This window comes from Cytophagales bacterium (genome assembly GCA_033344775.1).
Classification (GTDB): Bacteria; Bacteroidota; Bacteroidia; order Cytophagales; family Cyclobacteriaceae; genus JAWPMT01.
On record JAWPMT010000005.1, the window covers coordinates 2565551 to 2579915 of the forward strand.

The following is a 14365-nucleotide window of genomic DNA, read 5'->3' on the forward strand; positions in this document are numbered from 1 at the left end:
AGCCCTTCAAAGGTTTACTTTCATAGTTGAATTATATTTATCAACCCTTTACTTGCAGCTGCTCACTCAGATAGGCAATACCTTCTTCGAAACTTCGAGGATCGTATCCTAATTGCTCTCGGGCTTTGTCAAGAATAAACCCCGTTTTTGGAGGTCTGGAGGCTGGTTGTTTGAAGATGCTTCCATCTGTCTCCATCATGGTAGCCGTATCCAATTCGAAAAATTCAGCGGTCTTTAAAGCCATTTCATAAGGAGTGAGCAAATCTTTCCCTGAAATATTGAATACGCCCTGGGCCTTCTTATCGACAATCAGCGCGCAACCGATCGCCAGGTCTTCCGCAAGTGTAGGGGTTCTCCACTGATCATTTACCACTTTGATCTCTTTCCTTTCTTCGAGGCTCTTTTTTACCCAAAGAATGATATTCGAGCGACTCATGTCACGAACAATGCCATAAACCAAAATTGTTCGTGCAATGGCCCATTCAATGTTGCTATTTACCAACAGCTGCTCCGATGCCAGCTTACTCTCCCCATAGTAACTCAATGGATTTGGTGTTGCGTCTTCCTCATAGGGCCCCGCTTCACCGTCGAAAATGAAATCCGTTGACAAGTGTAACAGAAATGAATTGTACTGGGCACAAACTTCCATCAGGTACTTCACAGCAGTGACATTTTGTAACCAACAGGCTTCCCGGTCCTCTTCACATTGATCAACCTGGGTCATCGCTGCACAGTTGATGACAGCATCTGGTTGGAATCGACCAAAAACATCATTGATATCCTCCTGTGAGGTGATGTCCATCGTGCAGTAAGTGTGGCTGGATCCACCATTTCTATCTGCCCCTCTCCCAGTTGCGATCAGTTCAATGCCTTCTCTGTTCGCATACAGCTCCACGAGTTTTTGTCCTAACAAGCCATTCGAACCGGTTACCAATACTTTCTTCACACTGTTTTGATTAAGCTATCATTTTTCTACGGGCGGATATACATATCCATAACGCTTGGTGATCTCTTTGGTCTTTAGGTTCACCACTTCCATCGTGATGTAAACATCCTCGGCAGGCTTGCTACCATTCACCTTCACCGCAGCCACCTTATCAATGATATCAAGTCCTTCTACCACGCGACCATACACCGTGTAGGCACCATCTAAATGTGGAGCACCACCCAATTTCTCATAATCTTCCAGCACATCCTCAGGAATATCTTTCCAGATTTTGATGTCAAATTTTTCCTCGCACAGATCAATTAGAGAAAAAGCCAGGTCATTTGCCGCTTCGTTTTTTCCCTGCTGGTAGAGGTTTTGAAATTTTTGACGAATGGTGTCGTATTCAGCGCTGCTCAACAACTGGCTGATCCCTCGTTGCATATTGGCAGGATCTACTTCAAGATCCCTTCTTTTAACTTCACGTCCCTGCACGATGTAAAACTGACAGGAAGAAGATTTGCGTTCAGGATTGACATTATCTCCTGTTCTAGCAGCAGCCAACGCACCCTTGGTATGATAGAATCCCCGGTCCAGCTCAGCCGGCACATTATCCAGATCTGTTGCTGTACTTCCCTGCTTTTTTGTCACATCACCACCCTGGATCATGAAATCCTCAATGACCCGGTGCCAAATCGTCGAATCATAGGCACCCGATTTTGCGAGTCTCAAAAAGTTGGCTTTGTGCAAAGGTGTTTCTTCATAAAGAAGGACCGTCATGTCACCAAATGGCGTGTGAATAATGACCAGATCATCTTTCTTTTTAGGCTTGGGCTTGCCATCAGCATCGGCACTCAGATGGGCACCCGTCACTAAAAACAACACCAAAAATCCGATCGCCAATTTTCCTAACCTGTTCATGATCTCCTATTCTTTATCCCTTATTTGTATTGATATCCGTACTTTTCTGTGATTTCTGCTTTGGTCACGGTTTCCACCGAAACAGACAAAGTGATGTCCTCAACTGGCGTATCTGTAGGAGGACCAACTGTATTTACAGCAGCAATTTTATCAATCACATCAAATCCTTCCAAAACCTGACCAAATACCGTGTATTGTCCGTCCAGGCCTGGTGTGCCACTGGTTCCTTTATACGCGGCATCAGCATCGGGAGGTAACGGCTTGTAAAGGTCAATACCGAACTCTTCTTCTACAAGTTCTCTGTTCTCCAACGCCAACTGATTCATCCCACGATTGTCTCTTTTAGCTGCCAATTCCTGAAATTCGGCAAGCAGATCTCCAAATTCTGGACGACCCAAAAGCTCTGACATCTTATTATTGAGGGTAAATTGATCGCAGGTCAGTTCCTCGTAAGGACTGCCTTGTACCACATAGAACTGGCAACTACTTGACATTTTCTTTGGATTGATCTGATCTCCCTGACGGGCTGCGGCAATCGCTCCTTTCTTGTGAAAAAATCCAGGTATAATCTCTGCAGGAATTTTTCCATCAGCAGGCTCTTGTTCTTCTGTTCCCCGGTAGATATCTCCTCCCTGGATCATGAATCCTTCAATGACCCGGTGCCAAATGTTACCATCATATTTTCCCGCTTTCGCCAATTCGATGAAATTCTTCTTGTGAAGTGGCGTCTCATCAAAAAGAATGGCTTTCATGTCACCCTCTGGTGTGCTGATCGTGATCAGATAGTCTTCACTCTCATTGGGTGCTTCGTTGTTGCTACAACTGATTGACATCAACATGACTCCCATCATCAGGGAAAGTCCAATCAATTTTTGCTTCATATTTTCCATTTTTATTCCGTCAAATATCATAAACTATCTTTTATCTCGCGGAGAATTTGATCTCCACCCGCTGCTAATACTTCTTCTGCTAAAGCAACACCCAACTTTTCAGGATCGTTGCCTGATTGTTGAAGATCTATCTTTTGTTGTCCATCCAGACTGATGATCCCTCCGGACATTTGGATAGCTCCTGCTTCGTGTCGGGCCAGGCCAAATACCGGAATACTACAGCCACCATCAAGTCTTCTCAAGTAACTGCGTTCCGCACGTAAAATTTGTTCGGTAGACTCGTGATTCAGGGTATCTCTAACAAATGCAATTTTATCCGCTGCCAAATTTTGGTTTACCTCGATGGCAACGCTTCCTTGTCCTACCGCTGGTGTGAACTTGTCTAATGGCAAATGCTGTTGGATCATATCGTGGTAGCCCATGCGGTGCACGCCGGCATACGCCAAAATCAAAGCATCGCAAGCGCCATCCCGCATCTTCTGGATTCGAGTCTGTAAATTTCCTCGCATATCAACGATCTTGATGTGCGGATAGTAATGCCGCAAGGTCGCCACACGTCGTGTAGAAGAAGTCCCTACGACAAGACCTTCCTTATCCAGGTTGACTGATTGGTCACTGATCAGCACGTCATTGGCTTGCTCTCGCTCTGAAAATGCAATGATTTGAAATCCCTCAGGCAATGACGATTGCATGTCTTTAGCGCTGTGCACAGCAATGTCTATTTCGCCATTGGCAAGTTTTTCTTCCAATTCCTCTGTAAATACCCCTTTGGAACCGATCTTAGAAATGGAGACGTCTAATTTCTTATCACCCTTGGTTTCCATAGTCACCAATTCGACAGAGGCACCGGCTGATCTTAGCTGATCCGCTACAAACTCCGCTTGCCAGAGGGCTAACTTACTTTTTCGGGTTCCTATGCTGATCTTCATTACTTTTTCCTTAGCAATTGACTGATTTGCAATGACAGGTTCAGATGTGTGACCCGTGGATTGGCATTTCGTGTGAGGTGATAGATCTCATCATTGATCAACCTGTAGATCCCTTCGAGTGACTCAAATGAAACTGCCCCACTGAATTTCTTGATAAACTCTGACTCTTGACCCATACTGGCGGTCAGCTCCATGGTATCGCTCTTCGCCAACAATGACTCCCGTATCAGGTTCAGCCAAAAGCTCATTTTGCCTTGTTGTCTGGATTTTCCGACCTGAGAAAACTCCTCACTGAGTTTTACCATAGATGTATAATCACCACGCAAGCAATCACGCATCCATTGCTGGAACTCTTCGTGTTCCAATTCATCTGCATGATCTAATAATTTCTTCGCCTTGAGGATGCTTCCTTCAGCAACTCTTACTGCTTGTCGGGCTTCCGTTTCAGAAGCGCCTTGCTGGGTCAGGTGATGAACCATGTCATCATCACTGAATGGCGCCACCTTCACCAATTGCGTCCGCGAGGTGATGGTTGAAATGATCTGCTCGATAGCGTAACCCACCAACAGGTAAATGGTCTTCGCTGGTGGTTCTTCCAGTACTTTTAGCAGTGCATTGGCTGCGGAGCCATTCATCATCTCCGGGTACCAGATCAGGATGATTTTGAATTGCCCTTCAAATGCCTTCATGCTGACCGTTTTGATGACCTCACGCGAATCATCCTTACCGATCTGAAGCTGTTTATTATCCATTTCGGCCATCTGCGCCCAGGCTTCCAGGTTACTGTAGGGCTGATCAGCCAGGAAGATTCGCCATTGTTTAAGTTGGGCCGCCGCCTTGGCTGGATCGGATTTTACGGATGCTCTGGGGTAGAAGTAATGCACATCCGGGTGAATGGATTTACCGCTTTTTACGCAAGCCGGACAAACACCACAAGAATCGGTTTCAGTTCTGTTTTCACAGAGGATATACGAAGCAAAGGCCCGTGCCAATGGCAAAGCAGCCCCACCTTCATTCCCGTGAAAGAGTTGGGCATGTGCCATGTGGTTTCGAGTCACCGATGCTCGAAGGGTTTCTTTCAATTCATCATGTCCGGGGATATCGGAAAATTGCATCCTCTATGGTTATCAATTACGGCCTCATATGAGCAGTTTGGTCAAAGATATGGGTCATCATGGCTTTGTCCACATCTGTTAGTGTTTTTTCCCTTCTTGCCATCACTCGTTCCATCGTCTCTAGTGCTTTATCCAGTCTGTAGGGAATGGTCTTGGCGGCTCCACCCCAGGAAAATGAAGGAATGATATTTCTTGGGAAGCCTGCGCCAAATATGTTGGCAGAAATACCGATGGTTGTTCCTGTATTAAACATGGTATTGATCGCGCTTTTGGAATGATCTCCCATGATCAGTCCACAAAACTGCAGTCCGGTATCGATGAACCTGCGTTGAGCGTAATCCCACATTTTCACGTTCTCATAATTGTTTTTGAGATTGGAGTTATTGGTATCCGCTCCCAAATTGCACCATTCCCCGATCACCGACGATCCCAAATAACCATCATGGCCTTTATTGGAATAGCCTTGCATCACGCAATAGGAGGCTTCCCCGCCAATTTTACAGTATGGTCCCAAGGTCACCCCGCCTCGAAGCTTGGCCCCCATATTTACGACGCTATGGTCTCCTAACGCAAATGGTCCACGGATCATCGCTCCTTCCTGGATCTCTGCATTATTCCCGATGTAAATAGGCCCTGTCTCCGAATTGAGGGTAGCTGCTCTAATAGAAGCACCTGCTTCGATGTAGATCTCTGATCCGTAAGTGATGGTATGTGGATCACTGATCGTACCACTGGCTGAGCGGTCCAGCAATTGAAAATCTGCCGTGATCGCCACTCCATTATGCTGAAAAATATCCCAGCTTCTACGAATCACGGACACTTTCCCGCCGTATGAAACCGAATTAAGTGTTTCAAAATTTAGGTCTGACGGATCAAACGAAGCTCCAACTCGAGCAGCAATGATCAGGTTTTCCTGAACTAGCTTTTCTCCGATTGATAAAGCATTGATGGCATGGATCAATTCACCATCGGGAAGCACGTTGCTTCGAATTAATAATTCAAAATCACGGGAAACAGGATATTTACCTTGCTGATACGCAACTACCAGAGCATCTACGGATTGGTTGAGATGCTTTTCCCATTTTTCCTTAATGGTAAAAATCCCAATTCTAATGTCCGAAATGCTTTTGAGGTACGTTACCGGAAGCAGGTTTTGATGATCCTCAGGATGATCGAATAAGGTGATTTGCATGGCCGCAAAAATAAAAAGTCCTCTACGCGAGTAGAAGACTTTCCTTATAAGTTAATGAGAAGTAATACTTACTTCTTTTTGTATTTTCTGTTGAATTTCTCAACCCGACCAGCAGTATCCAAGAAGATTTTCTTACCGGTGTAGAATGGGTGTGAAGCAGAGCTTACTTCGACTTTAACCAGGGGATATTCATTTCCGTCCTCCCACTTGATGGTCTCCTTAGAGTTCATCGTAGACTTAGTCAGGAATTTGAAGTCACTAGTAGTGTCCAGGAAAACTACTTCTTTGTATTCTGGGTGAATATCTTTTTTCATCTCTATCAAATTTAGCTTCTGGCTTTTCTGTGTTTACCAGACCCCTCGTAAAAAAGGACTGCAAATGTAGAATAATTATATGGTATGAGAAAACATCAATGTGAAATAAATTAATATTCGGTGCCTTTCACCCATAAACTTCCTTACTTTCACATCAAATATGCACGTTCAAAGCCTCAACGAAGCTTCTGCATGACAAATCTAAGAAAACTTATAGCTCTGTTTTGCCTCTTTCAAGTGGCGCTTGCCCATGGTCAAAAAACGGACATTCCTCTGGGGTCCATGCAATACGACCTGCTGGATAAATTCGAGGTGCTCTCAGGTGAACTGAAATTCAGTACGGTCAAGCCATTCGAAAGGCGACTACCTCCCTCAGCTCAAGGAACCCATTCCTTCAATGAGGATTATTTACGACTGGAGAATCGCGAACTGCACGCCGACACCTTATTGGGGAGGTCTCAGAAACCCAAACCCAGAAGGTTCTTCCAATATGAATCAGATTTTGTCAGTGTCCGAACACCGAATTTTGACTTTCACCTGAATCCTCAACTTCACTTTGCGTTCGGGCGAGACCCGGAGGTTTCTAGTAACCTGTTCATCAATACCAGAGGCGTTGAATTAAGAGGCAGCATCGACCAAAAGGTCTCTTTCTACACGATGTTGCAGGAAAACCAAATGCGCCTACCTGCTTATGTGCAAGCTGTTCAGGACACAGTAGGGCTCATCCCATATGAAGGCTTTTGGAAGAGTTTCAATGACGATGGTTACGACTTTTTACGAGCAGAGGGCTACGTGAATTTTGGACTGACCAAACACATGAATGCCCAGTTTGGCTTTGGACGTCACTTTATAGGCAATGGCGAAAGGTCTTTGATCTTGTCTGATTTTAGCAACAGGTATCCCTACCTGCGACTCTCAACGGAGGTTTGGAAGTTCAAATACACCAACTTATTTGCTGAGTTGATCGCCGATGTGTTCTTCTTCGACGGTGGTACGCTTGGCAGCCGCGACTATCCCAAAAAATACTTATCACTGCATCACCTGGACTTTGCAGTCAATGACAATCTGCATATCGGCTTGTTCGAAACGGTCATCAATGGTCAGCCAGATTCACTGGGTGGCGGAGGTCTGGAAGTACAATACCTGAATCCTATCATCTTTTATGGCGCCCTGGAACAACAGGATGGTAGTGCCAATAATGTCATTGTAGGAATGGATTTCAGCTGGAACATCCGAAAAACCGCGCAACTCTATGGGCAATTTGTATTGGATGAACTGGTGATCAGTGAACTCAGGGCTGGCAATGGCTGGTGGGGCAACAAATATGGCTTCCAATTTGGTCTGAAGTACTTCAACTTATTCGCAGATGGACTGGATGGACAGTTGGAGTTTAATCAAGCCCGACCCTTCACCTATGGCCACGACGGTCCATTTACAAACTATTCTCACTATCGGCAGCCGTTGGGGCACCCGCTTGGCGCGAATTTCAGAGAATTGATCACCAAACTTAAATACCAACCCATTGATCGGTTGTTCCTGGAATCTACTCTGTTGTTAGCCGATTATGGTTCCGGCCCGGTCAATGGGTTTAGTATCGGCAGAAATCCACTGATCAATACTAATAATCGCGAAAGTGACTTTGGGCATGAAATCGGGCAGGGCATCGCTTCTACACTTGTATTAGGCACCTTTACGGCCTCTTACATGTGGAAACACAATCTTTTTCTGGATCTACAATTGGTTTACAGGAATGAAACCACCGATGGCAGACCAGACAATCAATCCACTATTTTCTCAACGGGTGTTCGTTGGAATTTACCTCTAAGACAATACCGGTTTTAAATGCGGACTTTCCTCAGAGTAATCCAATACGGACGCCCTTTTGACCGGCGTATTCCACTCTACCTGCTGGCAACGCTAGGCAATACGATCTTTAGTGTCGTGAATATTTCGGTTTTGATCCCGATCATTCAATTGTTATTTGATGAGGAAGCTTCGCCGGTCACCACATTGCCCAGTTTTGCCTTTTCCATTGGCTATTTTCAGGACTTATTTTACTTTTATTTCAATCAATTGATTCTGGAGTCTGGTAAAATACAGGCATTGTATTTTGTCTGTGCCGTTCTAGTTGCTTCCTTTTTCTTTTCCAACTTTTTTGGCATTTCCGCCGCCTTGCTACAGGCCAAAGTGCGCATACGTTTGATCTCTAACCTTAGAAAAGATGTCTTCGAGCGCGTTTCCCGCTTTGACATCAGCTACTTCACGGCTTACCGAAAAGGAGATGTCATATCCAGGGTGACAGTAGATATGCAACAAGTAGAGTCTGCGGTCATTAACTTATTCAAAGTGTTTCTGAAAGAGCCCTTGATGATCATCGCATACTTCGTTGCCTTGCTCACCATCTCTCCGAAACTGACTTTGTACACGCTCGCAATCATCCCACTATCGGGTGTGGCCATTTCCTATCTAACGAAGAAACTGCGAAAAAGAGCGCGTCTTTCGCAAGATGCACTCGGTGGACTTTCTTCCATTCTAGATGAAGTATTATCCGGTATTCGTATCGTCAAAGCCTTTGCGGCAAGGAACTATGTCGTTGATCGATTCAATGATACGGTCGATCACTATGCAAAGCACACCTATAAATTGACGGTTCGACAAAGTTTTGCCCGACCCGTCTCCGAGTTTCTAGGTGTGAGTTTCATGTCATTGATTATAATCATCGGTGGCACCATGGTATTAAATGAAGCAGACCCGTTACCCGCCTCATCCTTCATTGGCTTTCTGGTGGTATTCTCACAGATCATTACCCCCGCCAAATCCATTTCCAATGCTATCAGTGGTATCCAACGCGGATTGGTCTCTGCAGAAAGGGTCTTCGAGTTAACGGACTCAACTACTAAGATCCACAATAAGCCGGATGCTATTCAGGTACAACACTTAGCGCAAGGGTTTTCCTTCAAAAAGGTATCCTTTTCTTATGAGGATTCTATGGTATTGCATCAATTGAATTTTGAAATCAACAAGGGAAAAGTAGTGGCCCTGGTGGGTCCATCTGGTGGAGGAAAGTCCACCATTGCCGATCTGGTGCCTCGATTCTACGATCCTATAGATGGCGAAATCCTGCTTGATGGCATGAATCTAAAGGACTATAACCTGGACTCACTTCGCGGGATGATGGGAATTGTGTCACAGGAATCTATCTTATTCAACGATACCATCAGGAACAACATCGCTTTTGGAAAACCGGATGCATCACTGGAAAAGGTGATCAAAGTTGCCCAACTGGCCAATGCGCATGGGTTCATTGAAGAAATGGAAGCTGGCTACGACACCAATATCGGGGAACGTGGAGAAAAGCTGTCGGGAGGTCAGAAGCAACGCATCAGCATCGCCAGGGCATTATTAAAGAATCCACCTTTTTTGATCCTGGATGAAGCGACCTCCGCTTTGGACTCAGCATCTGAACGACTGGTGCAAGATGCGCTATTCAATCTAATGAAGGATCGAACGACCTTAGTGATTGCTCATCGCCTGAGCACGATCCAAAGCGCTGATACGATATTAGTGATCAACGAAGGCCGTATTGCCCAGATGGGATCGCATGAAGAGTTAGTGAGTCAGGAGGGACTCTACAAAAAATTGATAGAAATGCAATCCTTTTGAGTGATCTAAACAAGCATTAAGCCGCCAAAAGTCGTATACTTGTTGAACAATTGGGCGGAGACCGGCTGAATCAATGAAAACCTTCAAGCTCATATTTTATCCGATTTATATCCTCGTCACCCTTGCTGTGATTTGGATATCTGCTGATATGTTCCATGCATTGGAGATATTCCAATCCTTGGGCTGGTTCAAATATTTTTCGGAATTACCGAGCCTGGGCAGAAATCTATTGATCATTTTATCAGCTTTACTGGTTATTGAATTGGTCATCGAAAATCTCCACCTGAAGGCAAGTAAAAGAAAACTAAAACTCGCGCAAGAGGAAAACAAGGACTTACAAAACAGACTGTACGAAAAAGCCCAGGAAGAATTAACTAAAGGTGGGTTTACTGAGCTGGAAATTGACGATCGTGACTAATTTGTAACTCACGGACGAACTACAACATGGAGAATATTTCACTGATTACACGCGAACTGCTGGAATCCAAGAAAGTATTGGATCTATTTCTGAGTGATGATGACAACATGATCAAGATCGATGAGGTTGCTCAAACGATCATCTCAGCACTTAATTCCGGTGGAAAAGTTATTGCCTGTGGCAATGGTGGTTCTCACTGCGACGCCATGCATTTTGCAGAAGAACTCACCGGTAGATTTCGTGGTGATCGGCGCTCTTTTCCTGCGATTGCGATTTCGGATCCGAGTCATATCACCTGTGTAGGCAATGATTATGGCTTTGAAGAAATATTTGCGCGATATGTACAGGGCATAGGCACAGAAAAAGATGTACTCCTCGGATTGAGTACCAGCGGAAATTCTCCGAACATGGTCCGTGCTTTTGAAGAAGCCAGTGCCAGGGGAATGAAAACCGTCGCTCTAACAGGAAGAGATGGTGGAAAGCTTGCCGGGATGACTGATCATGAGATACGAGTCCCGCATCAAGGTCACTCTGACCGCATTCAGGAGGTGCACATCAAGGTCTTGCATGTCCTGATCCTACTCATCGAAAAACAACTAACTTAATATGCTATCAAAATCTTATGGAAGCGCCGTATACGGTGTGAATGCCACCACTATTACCGTAGAGGTAAGCGTTGGTCAGGGTACTAAATTTTTCATGGTGGGTTTACCGGACTCAGCGGTGAAAGAAAGTGAACAGCGCGTCGAAGCTGCGCTCAAATATTATGATTTTCGGATGCCGCGACAGAAAGTTGTCGTTAATTTGGCTCCGGCAGATATCCGAAAGGAAGGGTCTTCGTATGACCTGCCCATTGCACTGGGTATCCTGGCCGCCTCCGAACAGATCCACGCTCCCGAATTAGAAAAGTATATTATCATGGGCGAGCTATCTCTGGATGGCATTTTACGACCAATCAAAGGAGCGCTACCTATTGCCATTGAAGCACGTAAAAAAGGGTTCAAAGGGTTTATCTTGCCAAAACCCAACGCTTCTGAAGCCGCCATAGTCGATAACCTGGAAGTGATTGGCGTAGAAAACATCATGGAAGCCATTCAACACCTGGATGGTAGCAAGCCGATGGCTCCTTTGGATCATGATACACGTGATATTTTCCAATATGAGCAGGATACCTATGCCGTAGATTTTGGCGACGTGCAAGGACAGGAAAACATCAAACGGGCCATGGAAATTGCCGCAGCTGGTGGCCACAATGTTGTCATGGTTGGTCCTCCTGGAGCGGGCAAAACCATGTTGGCCAAGCGCATTCCTTCGATCTTGCCACCTCTTTCTCTTCATGAGGCACTAGAAACCACGAAGATCCATTCAGTAGCTGGCAAATTGGGTGAAGATGCTAACCTGTTGGCCATTCGTCCATTTCGATCACCGCATCATACCATCAGTGATGTAGCCCTGGTCGGTGGAGGTGGAGTCCCACAGCCTGGAGAGATCTCTCTAGCGCATAATGGGGTACTGTTCCTGGATGAGCTTCCTGAATTCAAACGTACCGTACTGGAAGTACTGAGACAGCCACTGGAAGAAAGGCACGTGACCATCAGTCGTGCCAAAATCTCGGTGGATTTCCCGGCGAATTTCATGCTGATAGCCAGTATGAATCCATGTCCATGTGGTTATTACAATCACCCGGACAAAGAATGCGTCTGCCCTCCTGGAGGCGTTCAACGCTACCTCAATAAAGTCAGCGGGCCACTACTAGATCGCATTGACTTGCATGTGGAAGTCACTCCGGTTTCCTTTGACCAGATGACCGCTGATCGAAAAGCCGAATCGAGCCAAGTGATCCGTGAGCGAGTAATCATTGCTCGGGAAACACAGAAAGAACGATTTAAGGAACAGAAAGACATCCATCACAATGCCATGATGGCCAGTCAAATGGTGAAAGACGTCTGTAAGATCAATGAAGCCGGGAAAATCCTCCTAAAAACGGCCATGGAAAGACTTGGGCTTTCTGCCCGTGCTTATGATCGTATTCTTCGGGTTTCCCGAACCATCGCGGACCTGTCCCAAAGTGAAGAAATCAAAATTGAACACCTAGCCGAGGCCATCCAGTACCGCAGTTTGGATAGAGAGAACTGGGCGAATCATTGATCAATCTTTTGGGTTTATCTGTTCTCGACATGCCCTACGGAACATGTCGAGACGCGAGGCACAATCATAGGGGAATCTGGCTTTCACTTCAACCGTTCATATATGATCATTGAATGCTGAACAAGTGCGATTGCGACTGACGTAACTCGAAGTACTACTCTCAGCGATGTTTATGCTCCAAAACAGTTCTACTGTAAAATATTTCCAAATAACTGCATTTATACTGATATTTATTAGCGGGATCATTGTGGGGCATTCGATGATGAGAAGTGTATCCTAGCTGAATCCATTAAAATAATCGCAATAGACAAGTTAAATACAACCTACCATGAACACATCCATTACCATCATAGGTACAAGATACACCGTCACTGGAACGGTAAAAAACCGCACAGATACCCAAGGCATCCCAGGGCTACATGTCCTGGTTTATGACAAAGACACCCTGACCAAAGATGACTACCTGGACACCACAACTACTGATGCACAAGGAAAATTCATCGCTACTTTCAACTTATTGGATTTTAGCAGCTTTTTGGGAGATCGGAAACCCGACCTTTACTTTATTGTAAAAGACGGAGCTGAAGTGCTTCTAAATACGCAAGATGATCCCATCAAGAATGCCGACGAATCCACGGGACCCATTGAACTCTGGGTCAATGATTTCGACAGCAATGCACCAGGAGCAGGGAAGGTACCAGCACTTGGCTGGGTAGGTGGATTTGTAGAAACCAATCCGGATTTTGCTTACCCCAAGCACGATTTAAGTTCATTAGGCCCTTTGAAAGGAAACATGGATAACATCGGCCTTCTCCAACGTCAGCAAAAAGTACTTTGGCCGGAGTTCAGCTGGGAAACTGATCCCGGGAATGCAGATTCTCGTTGCTATACCATGTTTGCGCCGGACATTTCCAGGTTAGGCTACACTAATGAAGGTCGTGTATATTCCATCATTTGTCCACAGCAAGGAACTTGTCTCACCGGACTAGGCTGTATGAATGTGGAAGTCACTGTGACTGGTAATCGCGGTTGGGCCGATGAAACCTCAAAAGCCCTTTATGCTGATATGGGGGTAATCGGGCAGATCTGGTTTAGCCCTAGTGCACACCAAAATCCAATTATCAAAAGACTTTGGGATAAGTTCGCAGCAAGTAAACTTCCATTCCCTACGGATAAAGCGAACGCCATCCAAATCGTTACCTACCTTCCTGGCGGCAAACCAGAAACAACATTCCCCCTATTGAAGGGCCAAACACCTGCTTCTGAGTTTCCTATTCCAGACTTTGCTAAACATGAAGCGGACGCCTGGAATGTGGCCCACCTGGATGTAGAAATAGGTCCCATCAAATCAAAAAATAATGAGATCGTTGATGAGTTCAACCAAATTGTCCTGGACTTATTCAATGATGCCTCCGGCCACATGCTGCAAGATGGAAATACCTTGTCATGGAACGTTTGGTTCATTGCTCCACAGCATGTCGATCAGGAAGAATGGAAAAACCATGCCGAAAAATGGCGAAAGTCAATCGATGCAGATCACGGCAGCCCGATGGGTGGCGGGACCAGTCCAAGGTATTTTGATGGAAGTCCGTTCAAGCCTGTTAAATCATTGCTAGATGGTGCAAAAGATAAGATTCTGGAATTTGAACAGAAGCATTTTTAAACGATTAGTGATCTGATGAGCCAGGCTTTGCATCGGTGTGGCCCAAATTGAAGAAATCAAAATCGAACATCTCTCCGGGCCATCCAGTACCGCAGTTTAGGTCGGGAGAACTGCGTGAATCATTGATGGGTTAATAGATGAGTAAGCATAAATAATGCAGAATAAGATTCAGTCGCAATACAATTGC

General features: G+C 45.3%; 13 protein-coding genes. 6 read left to right on the plus strand and 7 right to left on the minus strand.

Features of this window, described 5'->3' with window-relative positions; genetic code table 11:
- Positions 1–40: 40 nt before the first annotated feature.
- The 7 genes from R8G66_28480 to R8G66_28510 all read right to left on the minus strand — a co-directional run bounded on the left by R8G66_28480 (position 41) and on the right by R8G66_28510 (position 6286).
- Complete coding sequence (locus tag R8G66_28480) at positions 41–946, minus strand: SDR family oxidoreductase (GenBank protein MDW3196344.1); 906 nt, start codon at positions 944–946, stop codon at positions 41–43.
- Between the two features lie 18 nt (positions 947–964).
- Complete coding sequence (locus tag R8G66_28485) at positions 965–1846, minus strand: peptidylprolyl isomerase (protein ID MDW3196345.1); 882 nt, start codon at positions 1844–1846, stop codon at positions 965–967.
- Positions 1847–1866: 20 nt separating this feature from the next.
- Complete coding sequence (locus R8G66_28490; GenBank protein ID MDW3196346.1) at positions 1867–2727, minus strand: peptidylprolyl isomerase; 861 nt, start codon at positions 2725–2727, stop codon at positions 1867–1869.
- 26 nt (positions 2728–2753) lie between these two features.
- Positions 2754–3665 carry a hydroxymethylbilane synthase gene (gene hemC, locus R8G66_28495; protein ID MDW3196347.1) on the minus strand — a complete coding sequence of 304 codons (912 nt, stop codon included), beginning with the start codon at positions 3663–3665 and terminating at the stop codon, positions 2754–2756.
- A complete protein-coding gene (locus tag R8G66_28500) occupies positions 3665–4780 on the minus strand; it encodes a DNA polymerase III subunit delta (GenBank protein MDW3196348.1) in 1116 nt (371 codons plus the stop codon). The genes hemC and R8G66_28500 overlap by 1 nt, the downstream gene beginning before the upstream one ends.
- A 16-nt stretch (positions 4781–4796) precedes the next feature.
- Positions 4797–5972, minus strand: coding sequence for a putative sugar nucleotidyl transferase (locus tag R8G66_28505; protein ID MDW3196349.1), 1176 nt, complete (start codon positions 5970–5972; stop codon positions 4797–4799).
- Positions 5973–6040: 68 nt separating this feature from the next.
- Positions 6041–6286: a type B 50S ribosomal protein L31 gene (locus tag R8G66_28510; protein MDW3196350.1), complete on the minus strand. Its 246-nt coding sequence runs from the start codon at positions 6284–6286 to the stop codon at positions 6041–6043.
- A gap of 192 nt (positions 6287–6478) precedes the next feature.
- Between R8G66_28510 and R8G66_28515 the strand changes: the two genes are divergently transcribed.
- The 6 genes from R8G66_28515 to R8G66_28540 all read left to right on the plus strand — a co-directional run bounded on the left by R8G66_28515 (position 6479) and on the right by R8G66_28540 (position 14178).
- Positions 6479–8128, plus strand: a complete 1650-nt coding sequence (locus R8G66_28515) for a hypothetical protein (protein ID MDW3196351.1) — start codon at positions 6479–6481, stop codon at positions 8126–8128.
- Entirely contained in the window at positions 8129–9949 is a 1821-nt protein-coding gene (locus R8G66_28520) for an ABC transporter ATP-binding protein (GenBank protein ID MDW3196352.1), read from the plus strand.
- A gap of 73 nt (positions 9950–10022) precedes the next feature.
- Positions 10023–10367 carry a hypothetical protein gene (locus R8G66_28525; protein MDW3196353.1) on the plus strand — a complete coding sequence of 115 codons (345 nt, stop codon included), beginning with the start codon at positions 10023–10025 and terminating at the stop codon, positions 10365–10367.
- Between the two features lie 26 nt (positions 10368–10393).
- The gene (lpcA, locus tag R8G66_28530) at positions 10394–10972 is read left to right on the plus strand and encodes a D-sedoheptulose 7-phosphate isomerase (GenBank protein ID MDW3196354.1); all 579 of its coding nucleotides are present in this window, start codon (positions 10394–10396) and stop codon (positions 10970–10972) included.
- Position 10973: 1 nt separating this feature from the next.
- Positions 10974–12515 (plus strand): YifB family Mg chelatase-like AAA ATPase, encoded by a 1542-nt coding sequence (locus tag R8G66_28535; protein MDW3196355.1) that lies wholly within the window; start codon positions 10974–10976, stop codon positions 12513–12515.
- A gap of 328 nt (positions 12516–12843) precedes the next feature.
- Complete coding sequence (locus tag R8G66_28540) at positions 12844–14178, plus strand: hypothetical protein (GenBank protein MDW3196356.1); 1335 nt, start codon at positions 12844–12846, stop codon at positions 14176–14178.
- Positions 14179–14365: the final 187 nt, after the last annotated feature.

Bases quoted from the DNA above. Each gene is read 5' to 3' on its own strand.
- R8G66_28485 (MDW3196345.1), bottom strand. From the start codon at position 1,846: ATGAACAGGTTAGGAAAATTGGCGATCGGATTTTTGGTGTTGTTTTTA.
- R8G66_28490 (MDW3196346.1), bottom strand. From the start codon at position 2,727: ATGAAGCAAAAATTGATTGGACTTTCCCTGATGATGGGAGTCATGTTG.
- hemC (MDW3196347.1), bottom strand. From the start codon at position 3,665: ATGAAGATCAGCATAGGAACCCGAAAAAGTAAGTTAGCCCTCTGGCAA.
- R8G66_28500 (MDW3196348.1), bottom strand. From the start codon at position 4,780: ATGCAATTTTCCGATATCCCCGGACATGATGAATTGAAAGAAACCCTT.
- R8G66_28505 (MDW3196349.1), bottom strand. From the start codon at position 5,972: ATGCAAATCACCTTATTCGATCATCCTGAGGATCATCAAAACCTGCTT.
- R8G66_28510 (MDW3196350.1), bottom strand. From the start codon at position 6,286: ATGAAAAAAGATATTCACCCAGAATACAAAGAAGTAGTTTTCCTGGAC.
- R8G66_28515 (MDW3196351.1), top strand. From the start codon at position 6,479: ATGACAAATCTAAGAAAACTTATAGCTCTGTTTTGCCTCTTTCAAGTG.
- R8G66_28520 (MDW3196352.1), top strand. From the start codon at position 8,129: ATGCGGACTTTCCTCAGAGTAATCCAATACGGACGCCCTTTTGACCGG.
- R8G66_28525 (MDW3196353.1), top strand. From the start codon at position 10,023: ATGAAAACCTTCAAGCTCATATTTTATCCGATTTATATCCTCGTCACC.
- lpcA (MDW3196354.1), top strand. From the start codon at position 10,394: ATGGAGAATATTTCACTGATTACACGCGAACTGCTGGAATCCAAGAAA.
- R8G66_28535 (MDW3196355.1), top strand. From the start codon at position 10,974: ATGCTATCAAAATCTTATGGAAGCGCCGTATACGGTGTGAATGCCACC.
- R8G66_28540 (MDW3196356.1), top strand. From the start codon at position 12,844: ATGAACACATCCATTACCATCATAGGTACAAGATACACCGTCACTGGA.